Source organism: Zavarzinella formosa DSM 19928 (genome assembly GCF_000255705.1).
GTDB lineage: Bacteria > Planctomycetota > Planctomycetia > Gemmatales > Gemmataceae > Zavarzinella > Zavarzinella formosa.
The window spans coordinates 1,189,666-1,213,978 of record NZ_JH636439.1; the positions used below are offsets into that span (position 1 = coordinate 1,189,666).

Annotated in this window: 17 protein-coding genes; 11 read left to right on the forward strand and 6 right to left on the reverse strand. The window is 57.2% G+C overall.

What is annotated here, in order from left to right; all coding sequences use genetic code 11:
• Positions 1 to 87 precede the first annotated feature (87 nt).
• Positions 88 to 945: a class I SAM-dependent methyltransferase gene (locus tag BGIM_RS0105685; RefSeq protein WP_020468832.1), complete on the forward strand. Its 858-nt coding sequence runs from the start codon at positions 88 to 90 to the stop codon at positions 943 to 945.
• Position 946: 1 nt separating this feature from the next.
• On the opposite strand, the gene BGIM_RS0105690 is transcribed toward BGIM_RS0105685, so the two are convergent.
• Positions 947 to 1,666, reverse strand: a complete 720-nt coding sequence (locus tag BGIM_RS0105690) for a UDP-2,3-diacylglucosamine diphosphatase (protein ID WP_020468833.1) — start codon at positions 1,664 to 1,666, stop codon at positions 947 to 949.
• 130 nt (positions 1,667 to 1,796) lie between these two features.
• On the reverse strand, positions 1,797 to 2,171 hold the full coding sequence (locus BGIM_RS0105695; RefSeq protein ID WP_020468834.1) for a hypothetical protein: 375 nt from the start codon (positions 2,169 to 2,171) through the stop codon (positions 1,797 to 1,799).
• A 130-nt stretch (positions 2,172 to 2,301) separates the two neighbouring features.
• On the opposite strand from BGIM_RS0105695, the gene ptsP reads away from it, so the two are divergent.
• A complete protein-coding gene (gene ptsP / locus BGIM_RS0105700; protein ID WP_020468835.1) occupies positions 2,302 to 4,050 on the forward strand; it encodes a phosphoenolpyruvate--protein phosphotransferase in 1,749 nt (582 codons plus the stop codon).
• 8 nt (positions 4,051 to 4,058) lie between these two features.
• Here the strand turns inward: ptsP and BGIM_RS0105705 are convergent, their stop codons facing one another.
• Together BGIM_RS0105705 and BGIM_RS0105710 are read right to left on the reverse strand one after the other, a co-directional pair.
• Entirely contained in the window at positions 4,059 to 5,321 is a 1,263-nt protein-coding gene (locus BGIM_RS0105705) for a TIGR02996 domain-containing protein (protein ID WP_020468836.1), read from the reverse strand.
• A 17-nt stretch (positions 5,322 to 5,338) separates the two neighbouring features.
• A complete protein-coding gene (locus BGIM_RS0105710; protein WP_020468837.1) occupies positions 5,339 to 6,181 on the reverse strand; it encodes a zinc metalloprotease in 843 nt (280 codons plus the stop codon).
• A gap of 177 nt (positions 6,182 to 6,358) precedes the next feature.
• Between BGIM_RS0105710 and BGIM_RS0105720 the strand changes: the two genes are divergently transcribed.
• The 7 genes from BGIM_RS0105720 to BGIM_RS0105750 all read left to right on the forward strand — a co-directional run bounded on the left by BGIM_RS0105720 (position 6,359) and on the right by BGIM_RS0105750 (position 19,051).
• Positions 6,359 to 7,933 (forward strand): AAA family ATPase, encoded by a 1,575-nt coding sequence (locus BGIM_RS0105720; protein WP_020468839.1) that lies wholly within the window; start codon positions 6,359 to 6,361, stop codon positions 7,931 to 7,933.
• A gap of 186 nt (positions 7,934 to 8,119) precedes the next feature.
• The gene (locus BGIM_RS0105725; protein ID WP_020468840.1) at positions 8,120 to 10,903 is read left to right on the forward strand and encodes a tetratricopeptide repeat protein; all 2,784 of its coding nucleotides are present in this window, start codon (positions 8,120 to 8,122) and stop codon (positions 10,901 to 10,903) included.
• Positions 10,904 to 11,045: 142 nt separating this feature from the next.
• The gene (locus BGIM_RS0105730) at positions 11,046 to 15,089 is read left to right on the forward strand and encodes a PVC-type heme-binding CxxCH protein (protein WP_020468841.1); all 4,044 of its coding nucleotides are present in this window, start codon (positions 11,046 to 11,048) and stop codon (positions 15,087 to 15,089) included.
• Positions 15,086 to 15,556, forward strand: a complete 471-nt coding sequence (locus BGIM_RS0105735; protein ID WP_020468842.1) for a carboxypeptidase-like regulatory domain-containing protein — start codon at positions 15,086 to 15,088, stop codon at positions 15,554 to 15,556. The genes BGIM_RS0105730 and BGIM_RS0105735 overlap by 4 nt, the downstream gene beginning before the upstream one ends.
• A gap of 324 nt (positions 15,557 to 15,880) precedes the next feature.
• On the forward strand, positions 15,881 to 16,777 hold the full coding sequence (locus BGIM_RS0105740) for a DUF1559 domain-containing protein (RefSeq protein WP_020468843.1): 897 nt from the start codon (positions 15,881 to 15,883) through the stop codon (positions 16,775 to 16,777).
• A gap of 94 nt (positions 16,778 to 16,871) precedes the next feature.
• The gene (locus BGIM_RS0105745) at positions 16,872 to 17,345 is read left to right on the forward strand and encodes a hypothetical protein (RefSeq protein WP_157368629.1); all 474 of its coding nucleotides are present in this window, start codon (positions 16,872 to 16,874) and stop codon (positions 17,343 to 17,345) included.
• A 134-nt stretch (positions 17,346 to 17,479) separates the two neighbouring features.
• Entirely contained in the window at positions 17,480 to 19,051 is a 1,572-nt protein-coding gene (locus tag BGIM_RS0105750) for a UxaA family hydrolase (RefSeq protein ID WP_020468845.1), read from the forward strand.
• Positions 19,052 to 19,103: 52 nt separating this feature from the next.
• Here the strand turns inward: BGIM_RS0105750 and BGIM_RS66960 are convergent, their stop codons facing one another.
• Positions 19,104 to 19,997 carry a DUF1559 family PulG-like putative transporter gene (locus tag BGIM_RS66960; protein ID WP_086026090.1) on the reverse strand — a complete coding sequence of 298 codons (894 nt, stop codon included), beginning with the start codon at positions 19,995 to 19,997 and terminating at the stop codon, positions 19,104 to 19,106.
• 183 nt (positions 19,998 to 20,180) lie between these two features.
• Here BGIM_RS66960 and BGIM_RS0105760 point away from each other — a divergent pair, with 183 nt between their 5' ends.
• Both BGIM_RS0105760 and BGIM_RS0105765 read left to right on the forward strand, forming a co-directional pair.
• Positions 20,181 to 21,428, forward strand: a complete 1,248-nt coding sequence (locus BGIM_RS0105760) for a tetratricopeptide repeat protein (RefSeq protein WP_162136222.1) — start codon at positions 20,181 to 20,183, stop codon at positions 21,426 to 21,428.
• Complete coding sequence (locus BGIM_RS0105765) at positions 21,428 to 22,144, forward strand: hypothetical protein (protein WP_020468848.1); 717 nt, start codon at positions 21,428 to 21,430, stop codon at positions 22,142 to 22,144. Before BGIM_RS0105760 ends, BGIM_RS0105765 begins: the two co-directional genes overlap by 1 nt.
• A gap of 3 nt (positions 22,145 to 22,147) precedes the next feature.
• Here BGIM_RS0105765 and BGIM_RS57010 read toward each other — a convergent pair whose 3' ends face one another.
• Positions 22,148 to 24,313, reverse strand: coding sequence for an HTTM domain-containing protein (locus tag BGIM_RS57010; RefSeq protein WP_020468849.1), 2,166 nt, complete (start codon positions 24,311 to 24,313; stop codon positions 22,148 to 22,150).

Sequence of the window (24,313 nt, forward strand, 5' to 3'; positions counted from 1 at the left end):
ATTCGGATAGTCATTTGGGCTTGACCGGACTGAACAATAAAGTTAATCCGTAACATGATGAGGAAACCCCACGGAGTTCGACTCGCGATGAGCGTTCCCGAGCCACAAACCGGTTACGAGTGGGAATCGATCCCCACGCCGCTTCCGGCGGAGGCTGTGGAACCGGAGCCGGCCGTCGATTGGGCCGAGGGGTTGGCTGAACAAGAAATCTGGCGGGTCGCCCCCTCCCGGCACCCCGCCGGAGGGACGTTGGAACCGCTGTCGGCGGAATGGTTTCGGCATTTGGAAGGCAAGCGTTATCGTCGTCACGGCCGTTGGGTTCCCAGTCTTTTGGAACTCTCCCGGCACACGAAGCAAAACATCCTCGCGATTGGCGATGGGTTGGGAACGGACTGGGTGCGATTAGCCCAACCGGAGACGCATGTTTCCGTCGTCGAGCCAAATTCGGATCGCCTGCGTCTCTATCGCAAGCATTTCGCCACCCGCGAGGCGGCCATCCAGTTGCATCATGCCCCTTGGGAACATCTGCCTTTGTCTGATGATCGGACGGATGTGGCGGTGTTGTTTTTTCACCAAGCCCCGACGGGTGATTTTCCCGCCCTGTCGCGGGAGGTTTTCCGCATCCTTCGGCCCGGCGGCAAAGTGATGGTGGTGGTGCCGGGGAAATTCAACGCGACTCGCTGGCAGGGCATTGCCTTGCCGTGGCGATGGTGGCAGTCCAAAAAATCCACCGACAGCCGTTTTACCAGCGCCGGACTAAGGGAATTATTCGCCGGATTTGAACAGGTGAGTGTGCGGAAGCGCCATTTGCGGCGTTCGGAACTCCCCTATCTGTGGCGTTGGCTGCCGTTGCCGGTTCTCGAACGTCTGATGGGGCGTTTTCTGATCTTGAAGGCTTTCAAGCCCCTGCAATCCGCGCCGCCGACCGTGCGGCTGGCGGCGTGAATCATACCAACAGGGTTTCCTGCGCGGTTTCTTGACGAATCTCGCTGTAGGAATGCAATTCCACCCGCCCGTCCCGGACGCTCAAGAATCGACAGGGCTTTTCGGTCCAACAACCACTGTTGTAATAGGCAATCGGACCACTCTCATTGGCCAGGGCATGATGGGTGTGCCCGCAGGCCGCTGCGTCGCATCCGATTTTCCGGGCATATTCGATTGACCGCGTTTCGATCTTGGAAGCGCACCGCAGGAAAATCTTGCTCTTCCGCTTGGCTGTTCGTGCGAAGGAATGAGTGGAATCGATTTTCTGCAATACGCGATAAATGAAGTCGCCAATGGCCGTGATGACCGGATGATCGTCGATAAATTTGTCGAAGCGGTGGCCGTGATGAAAAAGAATTTTTCGACCGCCACTTTCCAGCACCAGTTCATCCCGAACTTCGACACCCAACAGGTGTGAGATGATTTCCGCCGGGCCGTCGTGGTTTCCGTTGATCCAGATGATTTCGATGTCGTCCGACAACTTCCGCAGCAGAGACAACACCTTCCAATGATGTTTCTTGAGTCGGCGAAAATCGATGGAGTCAAACACGTCCCCGTTGAGAATGAGGCATTTCGTCGGACGGGAGCCGTCGGCGATCTCCTCGAGGAACATGGTGAGTTCGCGGGCCTGACAGTTCTCGCTTCCCAAGTGCAGATCAGAAATGACCAACGCCTCGGTCATGCGTGTCTCCCGTGTGAGCGTTTAAAACACACTAGGCGCGGGAAACGAGCAACTCATGAAGCATGCGTAAAGGATCGGAGAAGCATTGGAATTTCCGATCTCTTTTGAGAAATGAGGCAGAGCGGGGGGATTATTCCTTCTTGGGTTCCACTTTTTTCGGTTCGGCTTTCTTCTTCGGGGCCAAGACGGCCGGCGAAACCACTACCTTGGTCACGATCTCTTCGCCGTCCTTGAGTTCGGTGGTCAGCACCACATCATCGCCGGATTTGACGGATTTGAGACCGTCCTTCAACGCGGTCACGTTCAATCGTTTCCCGGCTTTCACCTGCGAGAGAAATTGAGCCTTGGGATCGACTTTGAAGGACTTTTCCTTCTTGTCCACGGTGATGCTGATCGTGTTCCCCTTGGCATCAACCGCCGTGACCTTTTCTCCATAAGTGTCTGCGAAAACAACCCCCATCAGGAGGGTCGAAAGGGCCAGGGTGAAGAACAGTTTGCGGAGCATGAATCCACCAAGGGAAGAGGCGGGCGATGTTTCGTGCAGTATAGCCATCTAACGGTTGCCAGCCATAAAAGTTCCGGTCTCCACACGGCAACATCTTTCTCCTCTGCGGCGAAACGGGTAAAGTAAAGGCATGATCCGAGGATTGCCAATCTCGCCCGGCGTTGCCGTCGCCAGGGCGTTTCGACTCGACCCCGCCCTGGCGCGACACAACCCGAGCCTGCTCGACGCGGCCGGATTGTCGTCCGAGGTGTCCCGCTTTGACAAGGCGTGTGATGCGGTTGCCACGCAATTAGACTCGACCATCGAGCGCATTCGCGTGCAACTGGGCGAGGAATCGGCGGGCATTTTTCGCGCCCACCGGATGCTCGTGCGCGATCCCGCCTTCGTCGCCAAGGTGAAGGGATTCATCCTCCATCATTCCCTTGACGCGATTTCGAGCCTCAACAAGGCGTTGGAAGAATACGACGTTTACTTCGCCAAAATCCACGACGACTATCTTCGGGAGCGGATGACGGACATCCGCGATGTGGTCGAGCAACTCATCCAGCAACTGGCCGACGTCAACACGTTTGCCCACATCTCGACGGAAGAGGCGGTCATCCTGGTGGCCCCCGAAATCCGCCCTTCGCAAGCGGCCCTCTTCGACCGGCTGGCCGTGTCGGGAATCATCACCGAGGCCGGTGGCAGCACCGGGCACGCGGCCGTTCTTGCCCGCACGCTGGGCATCCCGGCCGTTTCGGGGCTGCAGGGGTTGATGTCGAAAGTCCACGCGAACGATTTGGTGATTGTTGATGGCCGGGAAGGAATCATCATCATCAATCCCGGACCGGAGGTCGAGGCGGCGTATCGGAAACTGCAACGGGAATACGTTGACCTCCGGCACTCGCTCTTTGAAAACCGAGATCTGAAAGCGATCACCAAAGACGGCGTCCGCATTGAATTGTTCGCCAACGTCAACACCGCCGCCGATGCGGTCACCGCCACCGAGGTCGGGGCCGATGGCGTGGGTTTGTTTCGCACCGAGTATGTGTTTCTGACGCACCCGTCTGTGCCGACAGAAGAGGAACAAACCGAGGAATATCGAAAGGTCATTGAAGCCGCTCCGAACCATTCCGTTGTCGTCCGCACGCTGGATTTGGGCGGGGACAAGCATGTCAAATATTTCGCCCACCATCGCGAGGCGAACCCGTTCATGGGCTGGCGAAGCATCCGCATGTCCTCGGAACATCCGGAGTTTTTTCAGACCCAACTTCGGGCGATCCTGCGGGCGGCCGTCGGGGGGCAGGTGAGCATTCTCTTCCCGATGATTAGCACGGTGGACGAGGTACGGAAACTCAAGCGCCTCGTGGACCGGGCGAGAATGGCCCTTCATCAGCAAAAAGTCCCCTATGGCGAGCAAGTCTCCTTCGGAGTAATGGTCGAGGTGCCGGCGGCGGCGATTTGCATCGATCACATCATCCGCGAGGTGGATTACGTCAGCATCGGCTCGAACGATCTGATCCAATACATGATGGCCGCCGACCGGGATAATCCCCGCGTGGCCCATCTTTGCGACCCGTGCCATCCGGCCGTGCTGCGCGTGTTGAAAAAGATCATCGGCAAATGCAACGCCCACGCGAAACCGGTGACCCTCTGCGGCGAGATGGCGGGCAAGCCGGTTTGTTTGCTTCCGCTATTGGGTTTTGGCCTTCGCCGGATGAGCATGAGTCCGTCGTTCATCCCCACCATCAAAGAGATGGTGCGGTCGATCAAGGTGGACACGGCCCACCGGGTGGCCAAGAAAGCGTTGCGAATGCAGACGGCCGCCGAAGTCCGGGCCTACCTCACGGATCGCTTGCGAAAGATGTGTCCAAATGTGGTGAGTCTGGACACGATTTGACGGGCCGTTCACGATTCTCGTCGTTGCATTTGCCACAACAGCGATGAGAGTGATGGCCGGGACGTGAGCAACTCGTCGTCTGTTTTGATCGTCAAAGTTCCTCCGGACAATTTTCGACGACTCATTTCCTGAAGCCGGTCAACGCTTTCCCGCGTGATGAGATTCCCCCGCAGATCCAGTTTTTGCAACCGGCCCATCAGGGGGCTATTCGCCATTTCTCGAATGCTGTCATCCGACAGCCCGCAATTCACAAGGCCGATAGTTTGCAGATTCCTCGTATTGAACGAACGGATGAGGTGGGACAACCCCGAATCCCGGACCGGGTTTTGATCCAAGATCAAGGTTTTCACCTTGGAGAAGGGCGGGGATTCGACAAGTTCCTCGACTCCCTCGGAAGCGATTTCATTGGAGGACAGATTGAGTTCCGGGTCGTGTTTCACCAGTTGATCCATCAACATGGAGTTGGCGAACTCGCGAATACCCACGCCCAATCGGTTTCCCTGCAAGTGGATGAATTTCAAATTTGGAAGGGCGTCGAATTCACGCAGGAGAACATCAAGATCCCGCGACGTCATCAGGTTGCCGCTCAGATCAAGCGTTTCCAATTCGGACAGGTGTTCTGAGGTCAGGATCGCCCGCAAACTGTCGGCGTTGATCGTGCGGTTCTCGACCAGCCGAAGGGTCTTCAGTCGGCTCATCACCGGGGAATGCAATAGCATGGTCAGCGCCATGTGGTCGATGCCGGTGAAACCGAGATCCAGCCATTCCAGATTCCGCAGGTGGCGGGCGCGGGCCACCGTGGCGCATCGAAAACCGTCGAGCGTGGATTGGGAAAAATCCAGTTCGACCACGAATCGCATCAACGGCGACTGGAAGATTTTCGGGGCCGATTCGCCGAGTTCAACTAGCCGAAATCGTCGGATCGGATAGCGTTGATACCCATTTTCGCCGATCGCCAGAAACTGTCTCGGCGTCACCGTCACCGCCTCGATCATCCCTCGCCGGAACGACAGCCCCTCCACGATTTGGCCGATCTTTTGCGTCCATTCGTCGGAATAAGACTCAAGCAGGGAGTTTTCGTACATCCGCAGCGTTTCGGTGTTGGGATCGTCCTCGGCCATCTTCGCCAGGGCGCATTGCACCCTGATGAAGTCGGCCCGTGGTTGATGGCCGTGTTCGTCCAGCCAGTCGGCGTAGATCAACCGGGGAAGATCGTCGGCATTGTCTTCCCGAATCCGGTCGATGAAGGCGGCTTCCTCGGGGGAGAACATGAATCACCCCTCCCGAATCAGCGGTTGTCCCACGGAGCGTCGTCGACGTATTCATTGGCCCGGTATTGTCGGCGTTGGGCGCGGACGATGTTCAGCAGTTGCACATTTCGTATCGTGGCGATGGCGAAAAAGACGCCCACAAAAATACTCGCGGGCAGGGTGATTTTGTCGTAAATCGGGATTTCCGGCATCACTTTGGCAAAGACAACGGCCCCCACATAAGCGACGTAGGCAACTCCCACAATGATCGACATGATGAGCGTGGCGATCAATCCCTTCACCGGCGAGAAGTAGCCGAAGACTTCCAACATCACCCGGCCGCCCGGATAAGGATAGATCGGCAGCAACCCGATGATGCCCCAAAACAGCCCGACCACACAGAGGATGAAATAGGCGAACTGGGAGTAAGGCGGGCTGGCGACGGCCCATTTGAATTCTTGGTTTGAATAATACACGACCGCGTAGAGCAGGAAGCACGAGAACGGCGAGGCGAGAGCCACGATGATCCGTTGGAGCGCCGTCGGCGGTTCGGCCTCGGGGATAACCCCCCCTCCAAACTCTTGGATGACGACCGTGGAGTAGAGACCGTAGGAACGATAAACGATCCCCTGCACCAGCGTCGTAAAAACGATCGCCACGAAGATGCAGGCGACATCCACCGCAATGCCGCCCACATTCGGCCCGATGAACACATAAGCCAATAGGGCGGAAATCAGCCAAAACGAGGGCAGGATGCGATAGGAGATGCCAAACACAGTCCAACGGAGTTCGCCCGCTTGTCGCGGCGGAGCCTGTTCTTCGTACACGAAAAAACCTTTCAAACGCGGGTGATCCACGTCATTGTAAGCGGATTGGGCCATCAGGAAACGACTTGGCGAATTCCCGCGCGAACCGACATCGCAACCCCTCTCTCCGTTTGGTACATCATTTGACAGTTCCGGTATAATCCCGCGCGGGGGCAGGGGAGCCTCCGGCTCGCGGTCTGCCGGAGTTTATCCGCATTCGTTTCCCCAAATTTCACCAAGAGAGGCTCGACCATGGAAGACATCTGGAAATACATGGCCGGCGGCGCCCTGATCGGGGCGTTGGGCATGCTGGCCGGCTTCTGGTCCAAGATTAAGACCGTGCTTTGGCGGATCGCCAATCTGTTCGTGCAACAGATTGAAATCCCGACCGAGGAGGCCCACAACGCCCTCGTGGCCCACCTGATCGCCAAGTATAAACGCTCCCGGATGTACGACCGAATGTACGGCGCCTGGTACGCCCACCGGCGGGACGGCAAATACGGGCTGGTCCCTTACGAACAATACGGCACCCGAAGCATGATCTTCTGGAACGGTTGGATTCCGTTCTTTTACAACAACGCCGTCGAAGCCAAGGCGAAGGCCGGCAACAAGAACCAAGGCGGCAACCATGAGGACGCGACCAAGGTTCATTCCACGCTGACTTTCGTTCGTTGTTGCCTCAACGTCGAACGGTTGTTGCTCGATGCCTGCGACGCAGCCAACGATCTGACTTGGAACAACGCCAGCACCGAAGAAAAGGCCAAGGCCCGTTTCGTCATCAACTATGTGCCGAAACGGGGCGATGAGAACGATGCCCGCAACCAGCACGCCAACGGGCTGGCGTGGTATCAGCAAGGCTATTACCGGTTGCTTGGCCTCAAGCCGGAAGATCTCGGCAAGATGCCGTTGCACAAAGGCCGGGCATTGGACAATCTGATCTTCCCGATGCGGATCAAGAATCTCATCAACGAGATCGAACTCTGGCGGAACAACCGGAAATGGTATGCGGAGAAGGGCATCCCGTGGAAACGGGGCTGGCTGTTGTACGGCCCTCCGGGGACGGGCAAAACGGCCCTGGCCCGCGCCTTCGCCGAAGACTTGAACATGCCGATTTACGTGTTCAATCTTGCGGAAATGTCCAACCATGAGTTAATCAAGGCGTGGACGGACATGCAGGTGAATGTGCCGTGTGTTGCCCTGATCGAAGACATCGATAACGTGTTCCACGGCCGGGAAAACGTCGCCCGGCGGAACAGCATGATGTCCATGATGTTCGCGCGGGACAAGGACAGCAACGGCCAGAAGGACGACAAGGGGGGCCGGGATTCCTTCTCCCCGCTGACGTTTGACTGTTTGCTGAACTGCCTCGACGGCGTGGAACGGACGGACGGGATCTTCACCATCCTGACCACGAACGATCTGAGCAAGATCGACCCGGCATTGGGCCAGCCGCGAAAGTTGCCGGACGGGATGACGGAGTTCATCTCCACGCGACCCGGCCGGGTGGACAAAGCGGTCGAGTTGACTTACATGGAAGTGGCCGACAAGAAGTTGATGGCCAAGCGGATTCTGGGCGAATACCCGGATGAATACCTGAAGATGCTGGAATTCGTGGATCACTTCACGAATTTGCAGGAAACACCCGCCCAGTTCCAGGAACGGTGCGGTCAGGTGGCCCTGCGGTGCTTCTGGAAGGAAACGCATCCGGAACAGTATGCGGAACACTACCCGGAACAGGGGCCGCCCCCGCGAGAAGTATATCCGGCCAAGAAGGATTTCCCGGCCAGCGAAACGGTGTCGGACGGGGATTTCGTCCAAGTGCCATAATGTCGTGGAACGATGCGGACAGGGTGTTGAAAGCCAGCGCCCTGTCCATCGCCCACTTGCAATTCAAGCCAAGCAATTCGCCCCGACCAACAGGTCTTCATCTTCCGGTACTTCGAGAAGCAGGTTTCCAGACACAACATTAGCGGCTACCATGCACAATGCCTCTCGTCCTCCGGGGAGAATGCCGTGCGTTGTCTCAGCCTGGCTTTGTTGTTTGCGGGAACCATGTCTCTGGCGTGGTCCCAAACACCCGCTCCCAAGTCAGCCCCGGCCACCCCGGAACAATTACGCAAGGCCGTCGAAGATTTGGCCCACTCGCGTTTTGCCGTGCGGGAAAAAGCCTCGCGCACCCTATGGGAAGCCGGACGCCTGGCCGAGCCGGTCCTCCGGGAAGCGGCCCAAAGCAAGGATGAGGAAACGACCAATCGGGCCAAATCTATTCTGGAAAAATTCGATTGGGGGATTTACCCCGACACGCCGCCGGACCTGTTGAAACTCATCGAGAACTTTCGCGGTGGCGACCAAAACCAGCGACAACAGGTTCTGGCCGATATGATGCGGCTGAAACCCACCCGTTTCAGCACTCTCCGCAAATTGATCGCCCGCGAGACGAATCCGGATCTCCGGAAGGAAATGTATTTCAATTTGTCCTTCCAAGCCCGTGCAACCGTGCCGGTGTTGATCGTCGCCAACCAACTTGATGAAGCCGGCGAACTTCTCGAAATTTGTCTCTCGCATGGCAACAACGCCTCGCTGGGGGACTTCGCCACCTTCCTCTATCTCCGCAAGCAAACCGACCTGACCATCAAGCGACTGGAAGCGGAGGTTGCCCTCCTGAAGGGGACTGACCGCGTTCGTGCCCAAGAAACGCTCGCCTATTTGTATCGCACGAAGAAAGACTGGAAGCAGGCCGCCAAATATGCCAGCGCGGCCGACAACAAGGAACTGCGATCTGATGTGGCCTGGGAATCCAACGACTGGAAAACGCTGGCGGCCGCGCCACTGGTTCGCGGGGAGGACGATGGCGACCAACGCGGGCTGGCGGCGGCCTACCACCGTATTTCCGGGGACAAGGCCAAGTACGACGAGGCCATTGCCGAACTCCGCAAAGACTTGAACGGCGTCGAGGGGGACGACTTCACCGCCCGCGAGTTTGCGAAGGCTCTCTTGCTCAACGGGGAAGGGGGGGAAGCGATCAAGCTGCTGAAGGATCGGCCGGGCACCGCCAGCGCCATTGTCTTCGATCTCTTATGCGCCCAGTTGAAGTTCCGCGAAGCCTTTGCGTTTGCGGACAAGGCGTTGAAGGAGATTGAAAAAGAGGAAGATTTTGAAGTCCGCCAACTGGAACTGAATTTTCGCCGGGTGATTATTCTCTCCAACTTGGGGGAGACCGATTCGGCGACACAACTTTGTCGGAAGCAACTGGACATCATCCAAATGAAGCCTCAACTCGTCCCCCAGGCGAGTTTGATCGTCAAGGATCTTGTGCGGGCGGGCCATCGGAATCTGGCCATCGAATGCGCGTCCAAAGTCTCGTCCATGCTGTTAAACCGCCGGGGAGACCGGGAAGACATCACGGATGTTTTCGACAGGCTTTACGAAGACATGGGTTTTGTGCCGTTCACTTGGTGGCAGGTCATTCGGAAGGCCGAGGGTGAAAAGGACCCGTTGGAACAATTCCAACGCCTGGAAAAACTATTTGCCGGAAAAGGCGCCGCCAAAGACATCGAACTTCTGGAAAAAGGGCTGACACACAAACTGGAACCGGAACGCCCCTCCGGCCCTTTCGCGCCTCCGGTGGATCGTCGGCAAAACGACTTTGCCCTGGCGGAACTCTACCGCCGACACAGGGATTCCAAAAAAGCCGACGCGGCCTACCGGCGGTCGGTGGGCTTGAAGACGCCGAAGCCGCAACCAAAAGTCAAAACGGAGACACCGTCGAACGGGGTTGAGTTCGAGCCGAATGATGTCAGCGATGAAGAGGCTTTCAGCCACGAAAAACTCCTTGGCTATGCCGATTTTCTTTCCAAGGATGGCCGTCACAAAGAGGCGGCCGAGATGTACGAACGGGCGTGGAAATCTCAGCCGGATCACCCGCTGGCTCTTTTCCTTCAAGGGCAATCGCTTGTGAAAGCCGGGGAGGAAAAGAAGGGCCGGCCGATCATCGAAGCCTCGCATTGGGTCCCGTTGGGCAATGAGGTCGTCCGCTCGATGTTCGGCGATGAACTGGCCAAGCGGGGATTTGACGAGGATTCCCGCCGGGAAATGCAATTGATCCTCGACACGGGTTGGTTCCGCAGCTTTTATGTTGGCAACGTCCATTTGCGGATGGCCCGTCTCCTCGCCCGGCAAAAGGATTTCGCCGGGGCGGCCCGGTATTACGAAAAGGATGTCATCAGTCTGTTTCGCACCGGGGCGACGTTTCAAGATCCGCGAGCCTATCTCACCGTGCCGGAACTGTCCCGGAGTTACCGCCTGCGGGCGATGCTCGCGGCCGGGAAGGTGGACGAAGCCTTGAAGGAAGCCCGACAGAGCCTTGACCTGTTGCCGGGCAACGTGGAACTCGCCATCGACTTTGTGCCGGAACTTGACCGGTCGGGTCGCAAGAAGGAAGCCGACGGGTTGTACAAGCAACTGCGGGACGCTTACGAATCGGCCATCAAAGATTTCGGCTCCAGCGGCGACTTGCGGAACAGCCTCGCTTGGGTGATGGTGAACTGCAACCGTGATCTCGAAGAAGCGAAGAAACATGCCGAGAAGGCGGTCGCCCTCCATCCCAATTCCGCCGGCTATATCGACACGCTGGCCGAAATTCACTTCCGGCTCAAGGATCGTCCCAAGGCCCTCGAACTCATGAAGAAGTGTGCCCAACTCGAACCCAAAAGCCCCTATTTCCGCAAACAACTGGAACGGTTTGAGAAAAAAGCCTTCGATTCAAAACCGCCGGACGAGGAAACGGGAGACGATTAATCTTCCGCCTCTTTTCAGTTTGTGTTCGTCTCCGTCTGGAGTTTCTGGTTTCTAGTTTCTAGTTTCTAGTTAACCGGATCAGCACCCTTCACGTTCTTGGTTTTGAACGAGAAACTAGAAACCAGAAACAAGAAACTCTCCCATGCGACTCCTCCTTTCCCTCCTGCTTTTTCTTCCATCAATGGCCCTCGCGGACGACGGCGTTTTGCCCGTCGGCACTGATGGCAAACCGTTGAACCTCGATTTCGAGACCGGCACCCTGAAGGATTGGACCGCCACCGGCGATGCCTTCAAGGATCAACCGATCAAGGGGGATACCGTTGCCGCCCGAAGGGGCGACATGCGGAGCCGCCATCAGGGGCAATGGTGGATCGGCGGGTATGAAAAATACTCCGACAAGCCGGTCGGCACGCTCACCAGCGTCGCGTTCAAAGTCACTCATCCGTGGGCAAGCTTCCTCGTGGCCGGGGGGCCGCATGAGAACACCCGCGTCGAATTAATCCGAACAGACACCAAGGCGGTGTTCTTCAAGACAAGCGGATCAGAAACCGAGGAGTTGTCCCGCGTGGCCGTCGATCTTCGGCCGCTCAAGGACAAAGAGATTTTCATCCGCATCGTCGATCAGAACGCCGGTCCGTGGGGGCATGTGAACTTTGACGACTTCCGGTTCCATGCCGAGGAGCCCAAGATTGCTCCCCGGCCCAAGGCGACCGCACCGGACGCTTTCAAATACGCCGGGCTTCCCCCGGAGGAAGCCGCCAAGGCGATGACTGTGCCCAAGGGGTTCTCTGTGAAACTCTTCGCGGGTGAGCCGGATGTTCATCAACCGATCGCCATGTGTACGGATGACCGGGGCCGTCTCTGGGTGGTCGAAGCTTATGCTTACCCAAAAAGGTTGCCGTTCGATGGCCCTTTGCTTCCCGAGGCGGAACGGAAGAAGGGGGACAAGATCCTCATCTTCGAGGACACCGACGGCGACGGGAAATTTGACAAGCGGACCACCTTCATCGAGGGGTTGAATCTCGTCAGCGGCATCGAGCTCGGTTTCGGCGGCGTGTGGGTCGGTGCCGCCCCGTATTTCATGTTCATCCCGCACGATCAAGCAACCGACAAGGCCGGTGAACCGAAAATCCTCCTCGACGGTTGGGGCTATCAAGACACCCACGAAACGCTGAACAGCTTCATCTGGGGGCCGGATGGCTGGCTCTACGGCTGTCATGGCGTCTTTACTCATAGCCGCGTCGGCAAGCCCGGAACGCCGGACAAGGACCGCACGCCGATCAACGCGGGCATCTGGCGTTACCACCCGACCAAACACGAATTCGAGGTCTTCGCCCAAGGCACCAGCAATCCGTGGGGGCTGGACTTCAACGAGCATGGCGAGGCGTTTGTCGAAGCCTGCGTGATTCCGCACATGTGGCACATCATCCAAGGCGGCCGATACCAACGACAGGCCGGATTCCATTTTAACCCTTACACCTACGCGGATATCCCCACAATTGCCAAACACCGGCATTATGTGGGCGCGACGCCGCACTCCGGCAACGGCCGATCCGATGAAGTCGGCGGTGGCCACGCCCATAGCGGCCTGTTGTGCTATCAGGGTGGCTTGTGGCCGAAGGAATATCACGGCAAATTGTTTATGGGCAACATCCACGGTCACCGTCTTAACGTGGATGTCATCACGCCCAAGGGAAGCGGCTACGAAGCCGACCGGAACCCGGATTTCCTGCTGACGAACGACCGCTATTCGCTGATCGTCGGCCTGCAACCCGCCCCGGACGGCAACGTCTACATGATCGACTGGTACGACAAGCAAACCTGTCACCGCCCGGAACCGGAAATTTGGGACCGCACCAACGGCCGTGTTTACAAGATCGTGCATGAGAGCACCATCCCGGTGAAGGGACTTGATCTGCAAAAGCTGTCAGACGAAGAGTTGGTGAAATTGCAACTCAGCGACAACGAGTGGATGGTTCGGCACTCACGGCGAATCTTGCAAGAGCGAGTGGGCATTGATACTCGACATCTAAGGGACGTGTTGAAGGTGGTGGTTGATGTTCAACCGGGTCACGATTCCAAGCGGTTGCGATTGATGTGGTTAGTGGCGGCGTTGGATGAAGAACTGACGATGGGCCGTTTGCAACCCAAACAACCTGACTCGCCGGTCCAAGCCTATGTGATCCGAATGTTGATGAATTCAATTTCCAAAGAAGCCGGAGAGAAATTGCAGAGCGTGCTTCAAGCAGCCAGTCGAGACAATGCTCCGGTTTCCCACCGGGTCATTGCCTCGGGCCTTGGCAAGTTGCCCCTTGAGAGCCGGATCGTTGTTTTGAAACAATTGTTGTCACATGCCGAGGAGGCGGCCGACCACAATCTTCCGCTGCTGTATTGGTATGCTCTTGAATCCGTCGCCGAAAAAGATCCGGCGACGGCGATGAAACTGGCCACCGAGGGGAAGATTCCTCTGTTGGTCCATTTCACGGCCCGGCGAATCGCCACCACGTCCGGGATGGTGGAGAACGATTTGCTGGCCAAGGTTATTGGCGAGATGGCCAACAGTGCTGATCCGCGACTGGCCACTTTGCTCGACGGTGTCAACGATGGCTTCAAGGGCCGCCGAAATCTCGGGATGCCCGAGAAGTGGTCGGAGACGATGGCGGCCGTTGAGAAGACGAAAGACGCCAGACTTCAGGCGGCGGTCTCAAACCTCGCGGCCGCGTTCGGCGATCCGAAACAATTGGCCAAGTTGCGGCAATCGTTGACCAACACCAAACTGGTCCCGGCCATCCGGCTCAAGAATCTCGACACGCTCCTGAACGCCCAAGACAAGGAACTTGCCCCGGTCCTGCGGGCGCTCTTGGACGACAATGCTCTCCGTGGGGCCGCGATTCGGGGATTGGCTGGGTATGATGATCCGGCGGCCCCGGCGGCAATTCTGGCGAAGTGGAAGACGCTTAACTTGGATGAACGCCGGGATGCTCAAAACACATTGGCGGCCCGTCCCGCTTCCGCGAAGGCACTGTTGAAAGCCATTGAGGAAAAAGTCGTGTCCCCGGCCGATGTCTCGGCCGACGTGATTCGCTCGATGCGAAACCTTCCGGACAAGACGCTGGCCGCCGACATCACGCGGGTATGGGGAACCGTCCGTGACACCCCGGTGGCCCGGCAACAGGCGATGCGGGAGATGAAAACGCTGCTGGCGAAACCCGGCCAGCCGAAGCCGGATTTGATGCTCGGCCGGGCGTTGTTCGCCAAGACCTGCCAGCAATGCCACAAACTCTTTGGCGTTGGCGGTGCGGTCGGCCCGGACATCACCGGATCCAACCGGGCGAACCTCGATTATCTGTTGGAAAACATCCTCGACCCCAGCGCCGTGATCCCCAAGGATTACATGCCCACCGTTTTCCAACTGGCCAACGGCCGGACAATCACCGGCATCGTGAAGGGGCAAAACGCGAACGCAGTCACCGTTCAAACCGCCAACGAAGTGCTGGTCGTCAACATCGCGGATATCGATTCGCGGAAGGAAACGACCGTGTCCATGATGCCCGAGGATCAACTCAAGCCATTCAAGGAACACGAAATCCGGTCTCTGTTCGCATATCTGCAAAATCCCGCCCAAACGTCGATGCTGGCCACCGTCGAGAACTCCAAAGACTTCTTCAACGGGAAAGACCTGACCGGTTGGATCGGCAAGCCGGAATTGTGGTCGGTTGAGAACGGCGAGATTGTCGGCAAGACAGATGGGCTGAAGCGGAATGAATTTCTGCGATCAGAACTCGCGGTCGAGAACTTTAAGCTCACTCTCCAGGTGAAGCTAACGCCGAACAAGGAAAACAGCGGCGTGCAGTTCCGCAGCGAAGCCCTTCCAGACGGGGAGATGCGCGGCTACCAAGCCGATGTCGGGGCGGGTTGGTGGGGTAAACTGTATGAGGAAAGCGGCCGGGGCTTGTTGTGGGATAAATCCGGCGAGGCCCATGTGAAATCGGGGGAGTGGAACACCTACGAAATCGTGGCCGATGGTTCGTCAATCAAGACGTTCATCAACGGCAAGGCCTGTGTTGATCTCACGGATGAACCGGGGGCGAAGCGAGGGATCTTCGGCCTGCAACTTCACTCCGGCGGGGCGATGGAAGTCCGTTACAAGGATTTGAAACTGCAATTGTTGGAAGCCAAGAAATGATCCGTCCGGCGCTGGCTGTCGTCCTTCTCGGTCTGCTGACTCATTCGTCCGCTCACGCCCACAAGATGCTGGCGACGTGTCGGCTCACCGAGACAGAAGTGTTAGTCGAGGTTTACTACGAGGACGATAGCCCGGCCGACGGGGCCAAAATTCAGATCCGACAGGGGGATGCCGTTCTGGTGGAAGGCCGAACGGATGACACCGGGAAATGGACCGCCCTTCGCCTGGCGTCGGGCGAGTACGTCCTCCGGGCCGAACATTACGGCCATGTGGTGTTGGAACCGTTCACGGTGCCAGACTCCAATCTGAAACCTGAAGAAACACCTTTAAAGCGTGAGCCGGCCGGTGTTCGCTGGGCGAGAATCGGCGTCGGAATTGGGGTGATCGTTGGTTTCTTCGCGGCGATATGGGTGGTTTGCAGGGAGAAAAACACACAGGGCCGGAACCAATCGGCTCCGGCCCCGTGAGAATGAAATCGGGCGACGGTTGAATTTCCGTCAGATGATGGCGGGGAATTGAGCCGGGGTGACATCCCCCGGCTCGCTCGTCCCTTTTGAGGAGTGTTACCCCCTCACTCATTGAATTGCGACGAAGGTTGATGCCGAACAAAAATTTCGGCGTTTATTTTGAGTCGATTTTTTTGACAAATTCTTGCCATTTCTGAAACTATTCCGGGCAAAAACTGCTCCAATTCGGGCATTTTGCGGTGGATTTATTGTAACATTCTTGTTACCCTAATTTTACTTTCATTTCTTTTTCACGTCATTTGAAAGTAATTTTGGAGTCCAAAAATGGTGCCGTATTCTTTGCCGCAAATTCGCGGTCGCAGAGGTTTTACTCTCATTGAGTTGCTCGTCGTCATCGCCATCATCGCGATTTTGATTGGCCTGCTTCTCCCCGCCGTGCAGAAGATTCGGGAAGCCGCCAACCGGATGAGCTGCTCCAACAATCTCAAGCAGATGGGTTTGGCCTTCCACGGTCACCATGACACCCTTGGCCGCCTCCCAAGCGGAGGGACGACTTGGTCCAATCCCCCAACCTTCTTGGCGGTTGGCCAACCGGCCACTCTCGATCAGCAGTTGGCTGGCTGGGGCTTCCAAATTCTGCCTTACATTGAGCAAGACGCCGTTTGGAAGGGTGGCGGCGGCGCGACAACGGATGATTGCCAGTCCAATGCGATGGGGGCCAAGATTAAAACGATGTTTTGTCCCTCCCGACGTGCTCCGCAGGCGATTTCTGGGGCCAATTGGTATGGCCCGGCATCAGCCAACACCCACGGGATGACGGACTATGCCGCCGGCAATCTGGAGCAAACCGGTCCGGTGGCCTACGGTTACGTCGGTTACAATTTCGCGGCCATCACCGATGGCCTGAGCAACACGCTTGTTCTTGGCGAAAAGATGTTGAACCGGGCGTTTTTGGGAAGTTTTCAGGGTGATGACAACGAAGGGTACACCTCCGGGTGGGATCACGACACGGTCCGTTACACCAACATCACACCGATTGCCGACGTGAACACTCCCGCCGGCGGGGACGGACAACAGCGTTTCGGCTCTTCCCACACGGGCGGGTTGAACGTTGGTTTGAGCGACGGCTCCGTTCGATTCGTGCGATTTAGCGTCAGCCAAACCACCTTTGCCGCCCTCGGTTCTCGCGCCGGTGGCGAGAATTTGGGAAATGATTTGTGAGCAGGTCGGCATTTTTTGACGGACATCGCTCGGTCTTGAGCGATGTCCGGTTTCGTTGATGGCTCCGTGCGTCCAATTTTTGATCGGTATCCCAATGCACATTGCACGTTCTCAGCCGGTGCTAATGCTGGCGGCGAGTTTCGTTTGTTTTTTCGTCGTTGGTTGCGGCGACGAGAAAAAGGACAACACCCCCAAAGTATCCCTGCGGGGAAAGCTGGTCGACAAGGGCAATCCGTGGTCTTTCGATGAAAGCAAGATCAAGTACCCCAAGGGAGTGTCCGCCCCGCCGCTCGCCAATGCCCCCAATTCGTCTCCGATCCAGATCAAGTTTATCTTGGCCGAGGGAAACGGAGATGTGGTGACAGCTCAAGTGAATGCTCAGGCGGGCACATTTGAAGTGAACGGCATCAAACCGGGCAAGTATAAAATTGCGATTTTCCTCACCTCCGGCCTGCCTGTGGCCAGCGATCCGTTCGGTGGAAAATTCAGCATGGACAAAACGCAGGTCGTGCGGGACATCGCCGGGGGCGAAGATTTGGTGATCGACATCTCAAAGCCGCAGGGTTGATCGCTTTTATTCACCAGCCATTTGACGGGGCAACCTCTTGAAGGTTGCCCCGTTTGCGTTCCATGCCGTTCGCCAATCTTGTAAACTAAAATCATCTCTTGTGTTTCCCCCGAGCCATTCAGGAAAGTACCCCGATGCCGGTGATTCCGCTGAAAACTCTCGCCGTCCATTTGCGTCCCCAAGACAACATCGCCGTCGCGGCCAAGCCGATCCCCGCCGGGACGGAAGTCCAGATCGACGGCCGGCCCGTTGTTGTTCCCGGTCAGGTGAAACTCGGGCACAAGTTTGCCGTCCAGCCGATCAAGGAAGGCGATCCGATTCTCAAGTACGGCCAGATCATCGGGTTCGCGGCCAAGAACATCGCCACGGGGGAACACGTCCACGTTCACAACGTCAAACTCGGAACCTTCCAGCGGGATTACGCCTACAGCACGGAGATCCCGGAACCCCCCGGACCGCCTTCCCAAAATCGCACCTTTATGGGGTTTGACCGGGGACCGGAGCGGGCCGCCCACCAGCGATACGGCACCCGAAACTTCATCGCGATCATCAGCACGGTGAATTGCTCGGCCGCCACCAGCAAGTATGTGGCCGAACGGATCAAATCGAGCGGCATCCTCAAGAATTATCCAAACGTGGACGGTGTCGTTCCGATTGTTCACAAGCATGGCTGCGCGATGGCTTACGACGGGTCCGACCACAAGCAACTCGACCGGACGCTGGCCGGGTTCGCCCGGCATCCGAACGTCGCCGCGTATATTCTGATCGGCCTCGGGTGCGAAACCGGTCAGGCGATGCACTTGGTCAATGGCGAGCATCTGGAACTGGTGACCCTCGGGATTCCCCGGCAGCAACCTCTCGTGCTGAACATTCAGGAAACCGGCGGGATCGCCAAAACGGTCGATGCTGGTGTCAAAGCAGTCACGGCGATGTTGCCGGTCGTCAATGAGTTTCGCCGGGTGGAACTCCCCGCCAAACACATCATGCTTGGGACAAACTGCGGCGGGTCGGACGGGAATAGCGGCGTGACCGCCAACCCGGCGTTGGGCGTGGCCAGTGACTTGATTGTCCAGCAGGGGGGCACGTCGATTCTCGGGGAAACTCCTGAAATTTACGGGGCCGAACACCTCCTCACCCGCCGGGCGATCAACCAGCCCGTCGGCGAAAAACTGGTCGAACGCATCAAGTGGTGGGAATGGTACACCGGCATTTTCGGCGTCGAGATCAACAACAATCCCTCCGTCGGGAACAAAGAAGGCGGCCTCACGACGATTTACGAAAAATCGCTCGGGGCCATCGCCAAGTCCGGCACCACGGCGATGGTGGACGTGGTCCACTATGCCGAACCGGTGACCGCCAAGGGCTTCGTCGTGATGGACACCCCCGGTTACGACCCGGTGAGCATGACCGGTATCGTGGCCGGCGGGGCCAACGTGTTGGTGTTCACCACCGGTCGCGGTTCGGTGTTCGGTTGCAAACCGTCCCCGTCCATTAAAGTGGCCACAAACAGCCCCTTGTACAATCACATGCTCGGCGACATGGACATCGACGCCGGGAAGGTGCTTGACGGCGTACCGGTGGAAGAGGTTGGCCGGGAGATCTTCGAGAAGATTCTTTCCGTGGCCAGCGGCGAGAAAACCAAGAGCGAACTGAACGATGTGGGCGAGGAAGAATTCGCCCCGTGGAGCATCGGCCCAACGCTGTGAAATGAAATGACGGGCGAGGCGAATTCATGTTCGCCTCGCCCGCAAGGACCCATCAATCCACATTGCCCGTCACGCCGCTGTTGGCGTTCCAGAAGCCGCAAAAATAGTTCATATCCACGGTAAACCGGATGTTGCGAACCGAGCCGTCCGCGCAGGAGGTCGGGCTGACCCCCGTGTGGTTGCTTCCTTGGGTGTAATTGGAATCCAGCGTCAGTCCGCTGGCAACGTTGTTAAATGTCGCGGTGTTGGAGTCCCCTTGGATGCCGATCCATGATCGGTTCGTCCACCACGGCTGATTCCCGCTGTCTCCGCCGGTTAGTGCGTCAAACAGCATGTCGTTTACTCCGCCGGTGGTGTAGAGCGAGGGTTTCAAGCCCCGGTGGCACACCAAGCCCGTGTTTGAGGTTCCGTTGGTGATGGTTCCGAGTGTGAAACCAACGGGCCATCGCCCTTGGGAACTGCACCAGCCTCCCATGATCGTGTACCACCCGGTCACCCCGGCCGCGGAAGCCTGCCCCGGTCCTCGGTGATTGTTGTCCCACGCGGCCGAGTGAACGGTGCCATAATCAATCCTGGCGCCCACGCTGGTGTTCCGACGACTCGGGCACAAATAAATCGACACGGGAGCGACTGTCCCGCCGGTGTAGGCCGGATTGTTTCCCTGTTCGATGTACGGCAGGATAATCACCGGCCACGCCTGCAAGGGTTCGCCCGGAGGTAACAAAGAATTGTTTCCCCCAAGGGAGTAACCCACGGGAAACCGTGAACTCACATCGTGATAATTATGCAGTCCCAAGCCGATCTGCTTGAGATTATTACTGCACTTCATTCGATTGGCGGCCTCGCGGATTTTCTGAACGGCGGGCAACAACAATCCAATCAGGATCGCAATGATGGCGATGACCACCAATAACTCGATTAGGGTAAAGCCCCGGCGTTTCGACATGATGACATCCTCAAACGAGAAGAAAATGACGGACAAAATGTCGGATGCAGGGTAACATGGCCTCCCGAGACATTCAAGAACACATTGGATAATCGACGAAAAGTTCGCATGGCATCGATTGGGCAAACTCGCTAAGATGCGCCGCACAAGCCGAGTTTGAAGACTATTTTTCGGGAGATGTTCATGGATCGGGCCCCCCTCCGGGTGTGTCTGGCGGCCACCCTTGTGTTGCTGACCACGGGATCGTTCGCGTTTTCAGCGGATGATGACCTTCGTGAAAAAGCGCTGAAACTCAATCAAGTGACCGGCACCACCGCGATGAGCGCCCGGTTGTTTGAACTCATGAAGGACAAGGAAACAACCAAAAAACTTCTCGTCGAAGCCGTCAAGATGGCCAAGGACGAGAAGAAGCCCCTGAAGTTCAACGCTTGCTTCATCCTGGCGAGAGCGGCCCAAGGCCTGAAGGATGTGCCGACGGCCGAGATCTTCTACAAGCTCTGCGCCGACGACGCCACCAAGCTGGGGAGCGCCAGCAAGATCATCGACGTGTTCGACAACATGATCGACTTGTACTCCCAGAACAAGAAATTTGACGAGGCGATCCGGGCCTGTCAGGAATTCCTCGACATCCAGGTGGATGACGTGGAAAGCCCGATCAACCAGATGAAGCCTTTCATCCTCGAAAAGCTGGTTCTCGCCACCGCCCGCAAAGGCAAGATCGACGAGGCGTTGAAGATCGCCGACAACCTGATCGAGAAGGACAAAGGCGGCTGGTACTTCGTCCGGCTCAAGGCCGAAGTGTACCGTGAAGCCGAAAAGTATGGCGACGCCGCCGACTCGTACCTCCAGACCATCGACCGGCTCAAGAACAACAAGCGGTTGGAGGAAGCCCAGCGGGAGATGTTCATCAAGCGAATCCGCTATGGCCTGAGCAACATTTACGTCGAACTCAAGCAGATCGACAAGAGCGCCGAGCAACTCGAAATCCTGATGAAAGAAGACCCGGACAATCCTACGTATATGAATGACCTCGGATTCGTCTGGGCCGATCACGACATGAAGGTGGACGAGGCCGAAAAGCTGATTCGCAAGGCCATCGAAAAGGATCGCGAACAACGCAAGAAAATCGAGGATCTCCCCAAGGACGAGGACGTGGACAACGCCGCTTATCTCGACAGCCTCGGTTGGGTGCTTTTCAAGCAGAAGAAATATGCCGACGCCAAGAAAGAACTCCTCACCGCGACCAAATTGGAAGACGGCAAGCACATCGAAATTCTCGACCACCTGGCCGATGTTCACATGGCGCTTGGTGAAAAGGCCGATGCCGTCAAGATTTGGAAGGATGCCCTCAAGCAAGACAACCTCTCCCGCCGGGAGAAGGAACGCAAGAAGATCATCGAACAAAAACTGGCTGACGCCGAAAAGAAGTGATGTGGACCACCGAGACCATCGCCGGGCGGGATGCGGAGATCTTTCTTCCGTCCCGCCCGTTTCGTTTTCCTGTTCTGTTCCTCACGGATTGGGATGACCAATCACCTCGTGAAAATCCTGTCTGGGAACGCCTGTTTGAAGATTTTCAACTCTCCGTCTATGTTTTGAAAACAGGCGATTCATGGTGGGCCGACCGCCCGGCGCCGGGCTTTTCCGAAGACATCACACCGCAATCGTGGCTGATGACTCAAGTGGCGCCGAGAGTTCGGCAACAACGAGCGTTGTCTCCGTTTGGGCTAATCGGCCTTGGGGCCGGAGGACAGGGGGCTTTGCGGTTGGGGTTCAAGTTCCCCAAGGAATTTCGTGCGGTTGCCAGCATTGAAGGGACCGTCGATCTGCAAGAACTGCATGGCCGGGGAACCTCCCTCGACACAATGTATGCCACGAAGGAACATGTCCGGCAAGATACTCCGGTGCTGCACTTGCGCGGGTACGATGTGCCCCCCTATCTTTGGCTGGGATGTTCCCCGGATAGTTTCTGGCGGCGCGGCAACGAACGGCTTCACGAAAAACTGGCCGCGCTGGGATTGCCGCATGTGATTGACTTCGGAACGGCCGTGTGCGGGCATTCGTGGTCGTATTACGACACAATGGCCCCCCGCGTGGTGCGATACCTCGCGGAGGGTCTGCAAGCCGAATCGCTCAAATTGATGTGACGATCACAAGGCGCCTTTGAAGATCAATGATCGCAGGCCGCCCAGTTTCATGGCCGATCCCGCGATGATGGCTGACACGCAAACCAGCATCAGCGGCATTTCCGGCCGGTTCCCGTTGTTGTCAACATAAGCAAGAGTCAGCCCGAAGATTCCGCAAAGGGCGACCGCGATTCCCCCGAAGAAAAGCCCCGATGCGAATGGCAGGGAGGTCGACGGGGTGTCGTAGGATTCATTTTTCGGCGACATCAATCGAAGAATCCAACTCACCGGTTTCGTCAGCGCCAGATATGTCAGACTGTCACCAAGCACGGCATTGCCGGCCGATTTGTTGCCTCGCGGATCGGTCAGGGTCACTGACTTGGCGGTCGGATCTTGCACGAAGGTGATCTGGCCCGCCAAATCGAGTGCCCGCAAAATGGCGATCCGGCGCGTCTGGCTTGCGGCCTGGTCGTTGTATCGCACTGTCAGGCGGTCGCCCGTGCCGGGAAGAACCCCGATTCGCTCACGGATCAGCTTCGCCGGGAAATAGCAGAGCAGCAGGACAAACATGTTCATGGCGAACACACAAAGTCCCATAAACACCGCAATGGATGTGTGGAATAACAGCGACCACACCACCATCACCGGCCTCGCCCTTGTCCACACCAAAAAGATGAAGCTGACTTCCAGCCCGATGGTAAAGACAATGCTGAAGCCGGTGAATAGCAACGCCAGCATGCGGTGATCGGCCAGCCAATGCAACGCGTTTTCGTAGATGGGGTATGGCACGAGCCCGAAATCGGGGTTCGCCAGCGTCATCCACCCGGCATTGTGATTCCACCAGGCATTCCCCTTGAGCTTCGAGGCTCCGGAGGCCAGGTAAATCACCCCGTAGTGCATTTGAAAAAGCCGGAGAACGAAATTGGCCTGCCATGAGGGTTGCGGCCCGTTCATCACATTCTCGGCCCACGGCACCGGCTTGCCTCCGGCGGCCATCAAGGCCCGGCTGGCACGATAGCGCTTCCGCAGGGCGTCGAGGGAAAAGGTGGCGCCGCTTGGTCCAATCATCAGGTAGGCGAGCAGGATGGTTTGCATCGTATCCTGCCCGAACATGTGATTGCCCGAACGATGGATGTACGACAGGCTGGTGAGATACAACAACACGCCCATCGTCCGGGTGTATAAGCCCACGGTGAACATGATGGCAATGCACATGACCATCATGTGGAAGGTCCACATGGACAACGGGTTCTTCAGATGAAAGTAGGCCGAGAAAATCGGAGTGGACTTCATCTCGAATTGCCGGGGGTCCATTCCCCACTGGTCCAAATAGCGGAGGAATTCCTGCCGCACTTCCGGATTGGCCGGCAACCCGAACTGTTTTTCGCCCGGTTTGAGCGGCTCGTTCTCGGGAGCTTCAGAAAACTCGGATTGCCTTCCGGAAGTTTTGGATGAAGCCCCGTTTGGATCGGGCGACCATTCGGGTTGTTTTCCGGGCGTTTTGCGCAAATCTCCCGCGAGAAACCGGACAAGATCCTTTCGCGAGTCGAACGGATAATAACTCAACCAGGAAAGCACGATTTCTTGTTTGAGCGGATCGACAGGCAGCAAGTCGGTGAAGGTTCGGATTTCACGCCAAAACGCCAGCCGTTCCGGAACGGACATCTTCCAGACGAATGGAGGAAACGTCACCGGAGAATCGGCCATCTTCGGATCGGATGATTCCAGCGCCTTCGTCACCCGGTTGAACTCGGCTTCGGTCGCCAGACGGGCGACGGAATTGGGGAGGAAAAAGCTCGATTGTTGTTCCTCATAAGGAAGCCCGACCACCCGGGCCAAAAATTGAAGCTTTTGTTTCCGGTCCTCAATCGATTCCGGCAATCCCCTCATGAACTCGATCGCCGCTTCCCGGCGGTGGGGGGCATCCTCCAGCTTGACCGTTGGCTCGAAGACTTCCCAACTGACCGGGAAACTCACATAAGACCGTTCCCGTCTCGCCTGGTTTTCCATGTCTTGGTTGGAAAACGCATCCGGTCCCATCAGCCACTTGAGGTCGAAGCTGTAGGCAAACGTGCTGTACAAAACCAAAATCCCGGTCATGATCCGCATGAATCCGAGCGGGGAGGGATCGGTCGGCGCGAAGAGAAACCGCCCCACTGCGCCGATGATTCCGTTTGCAATCCGTCGCAT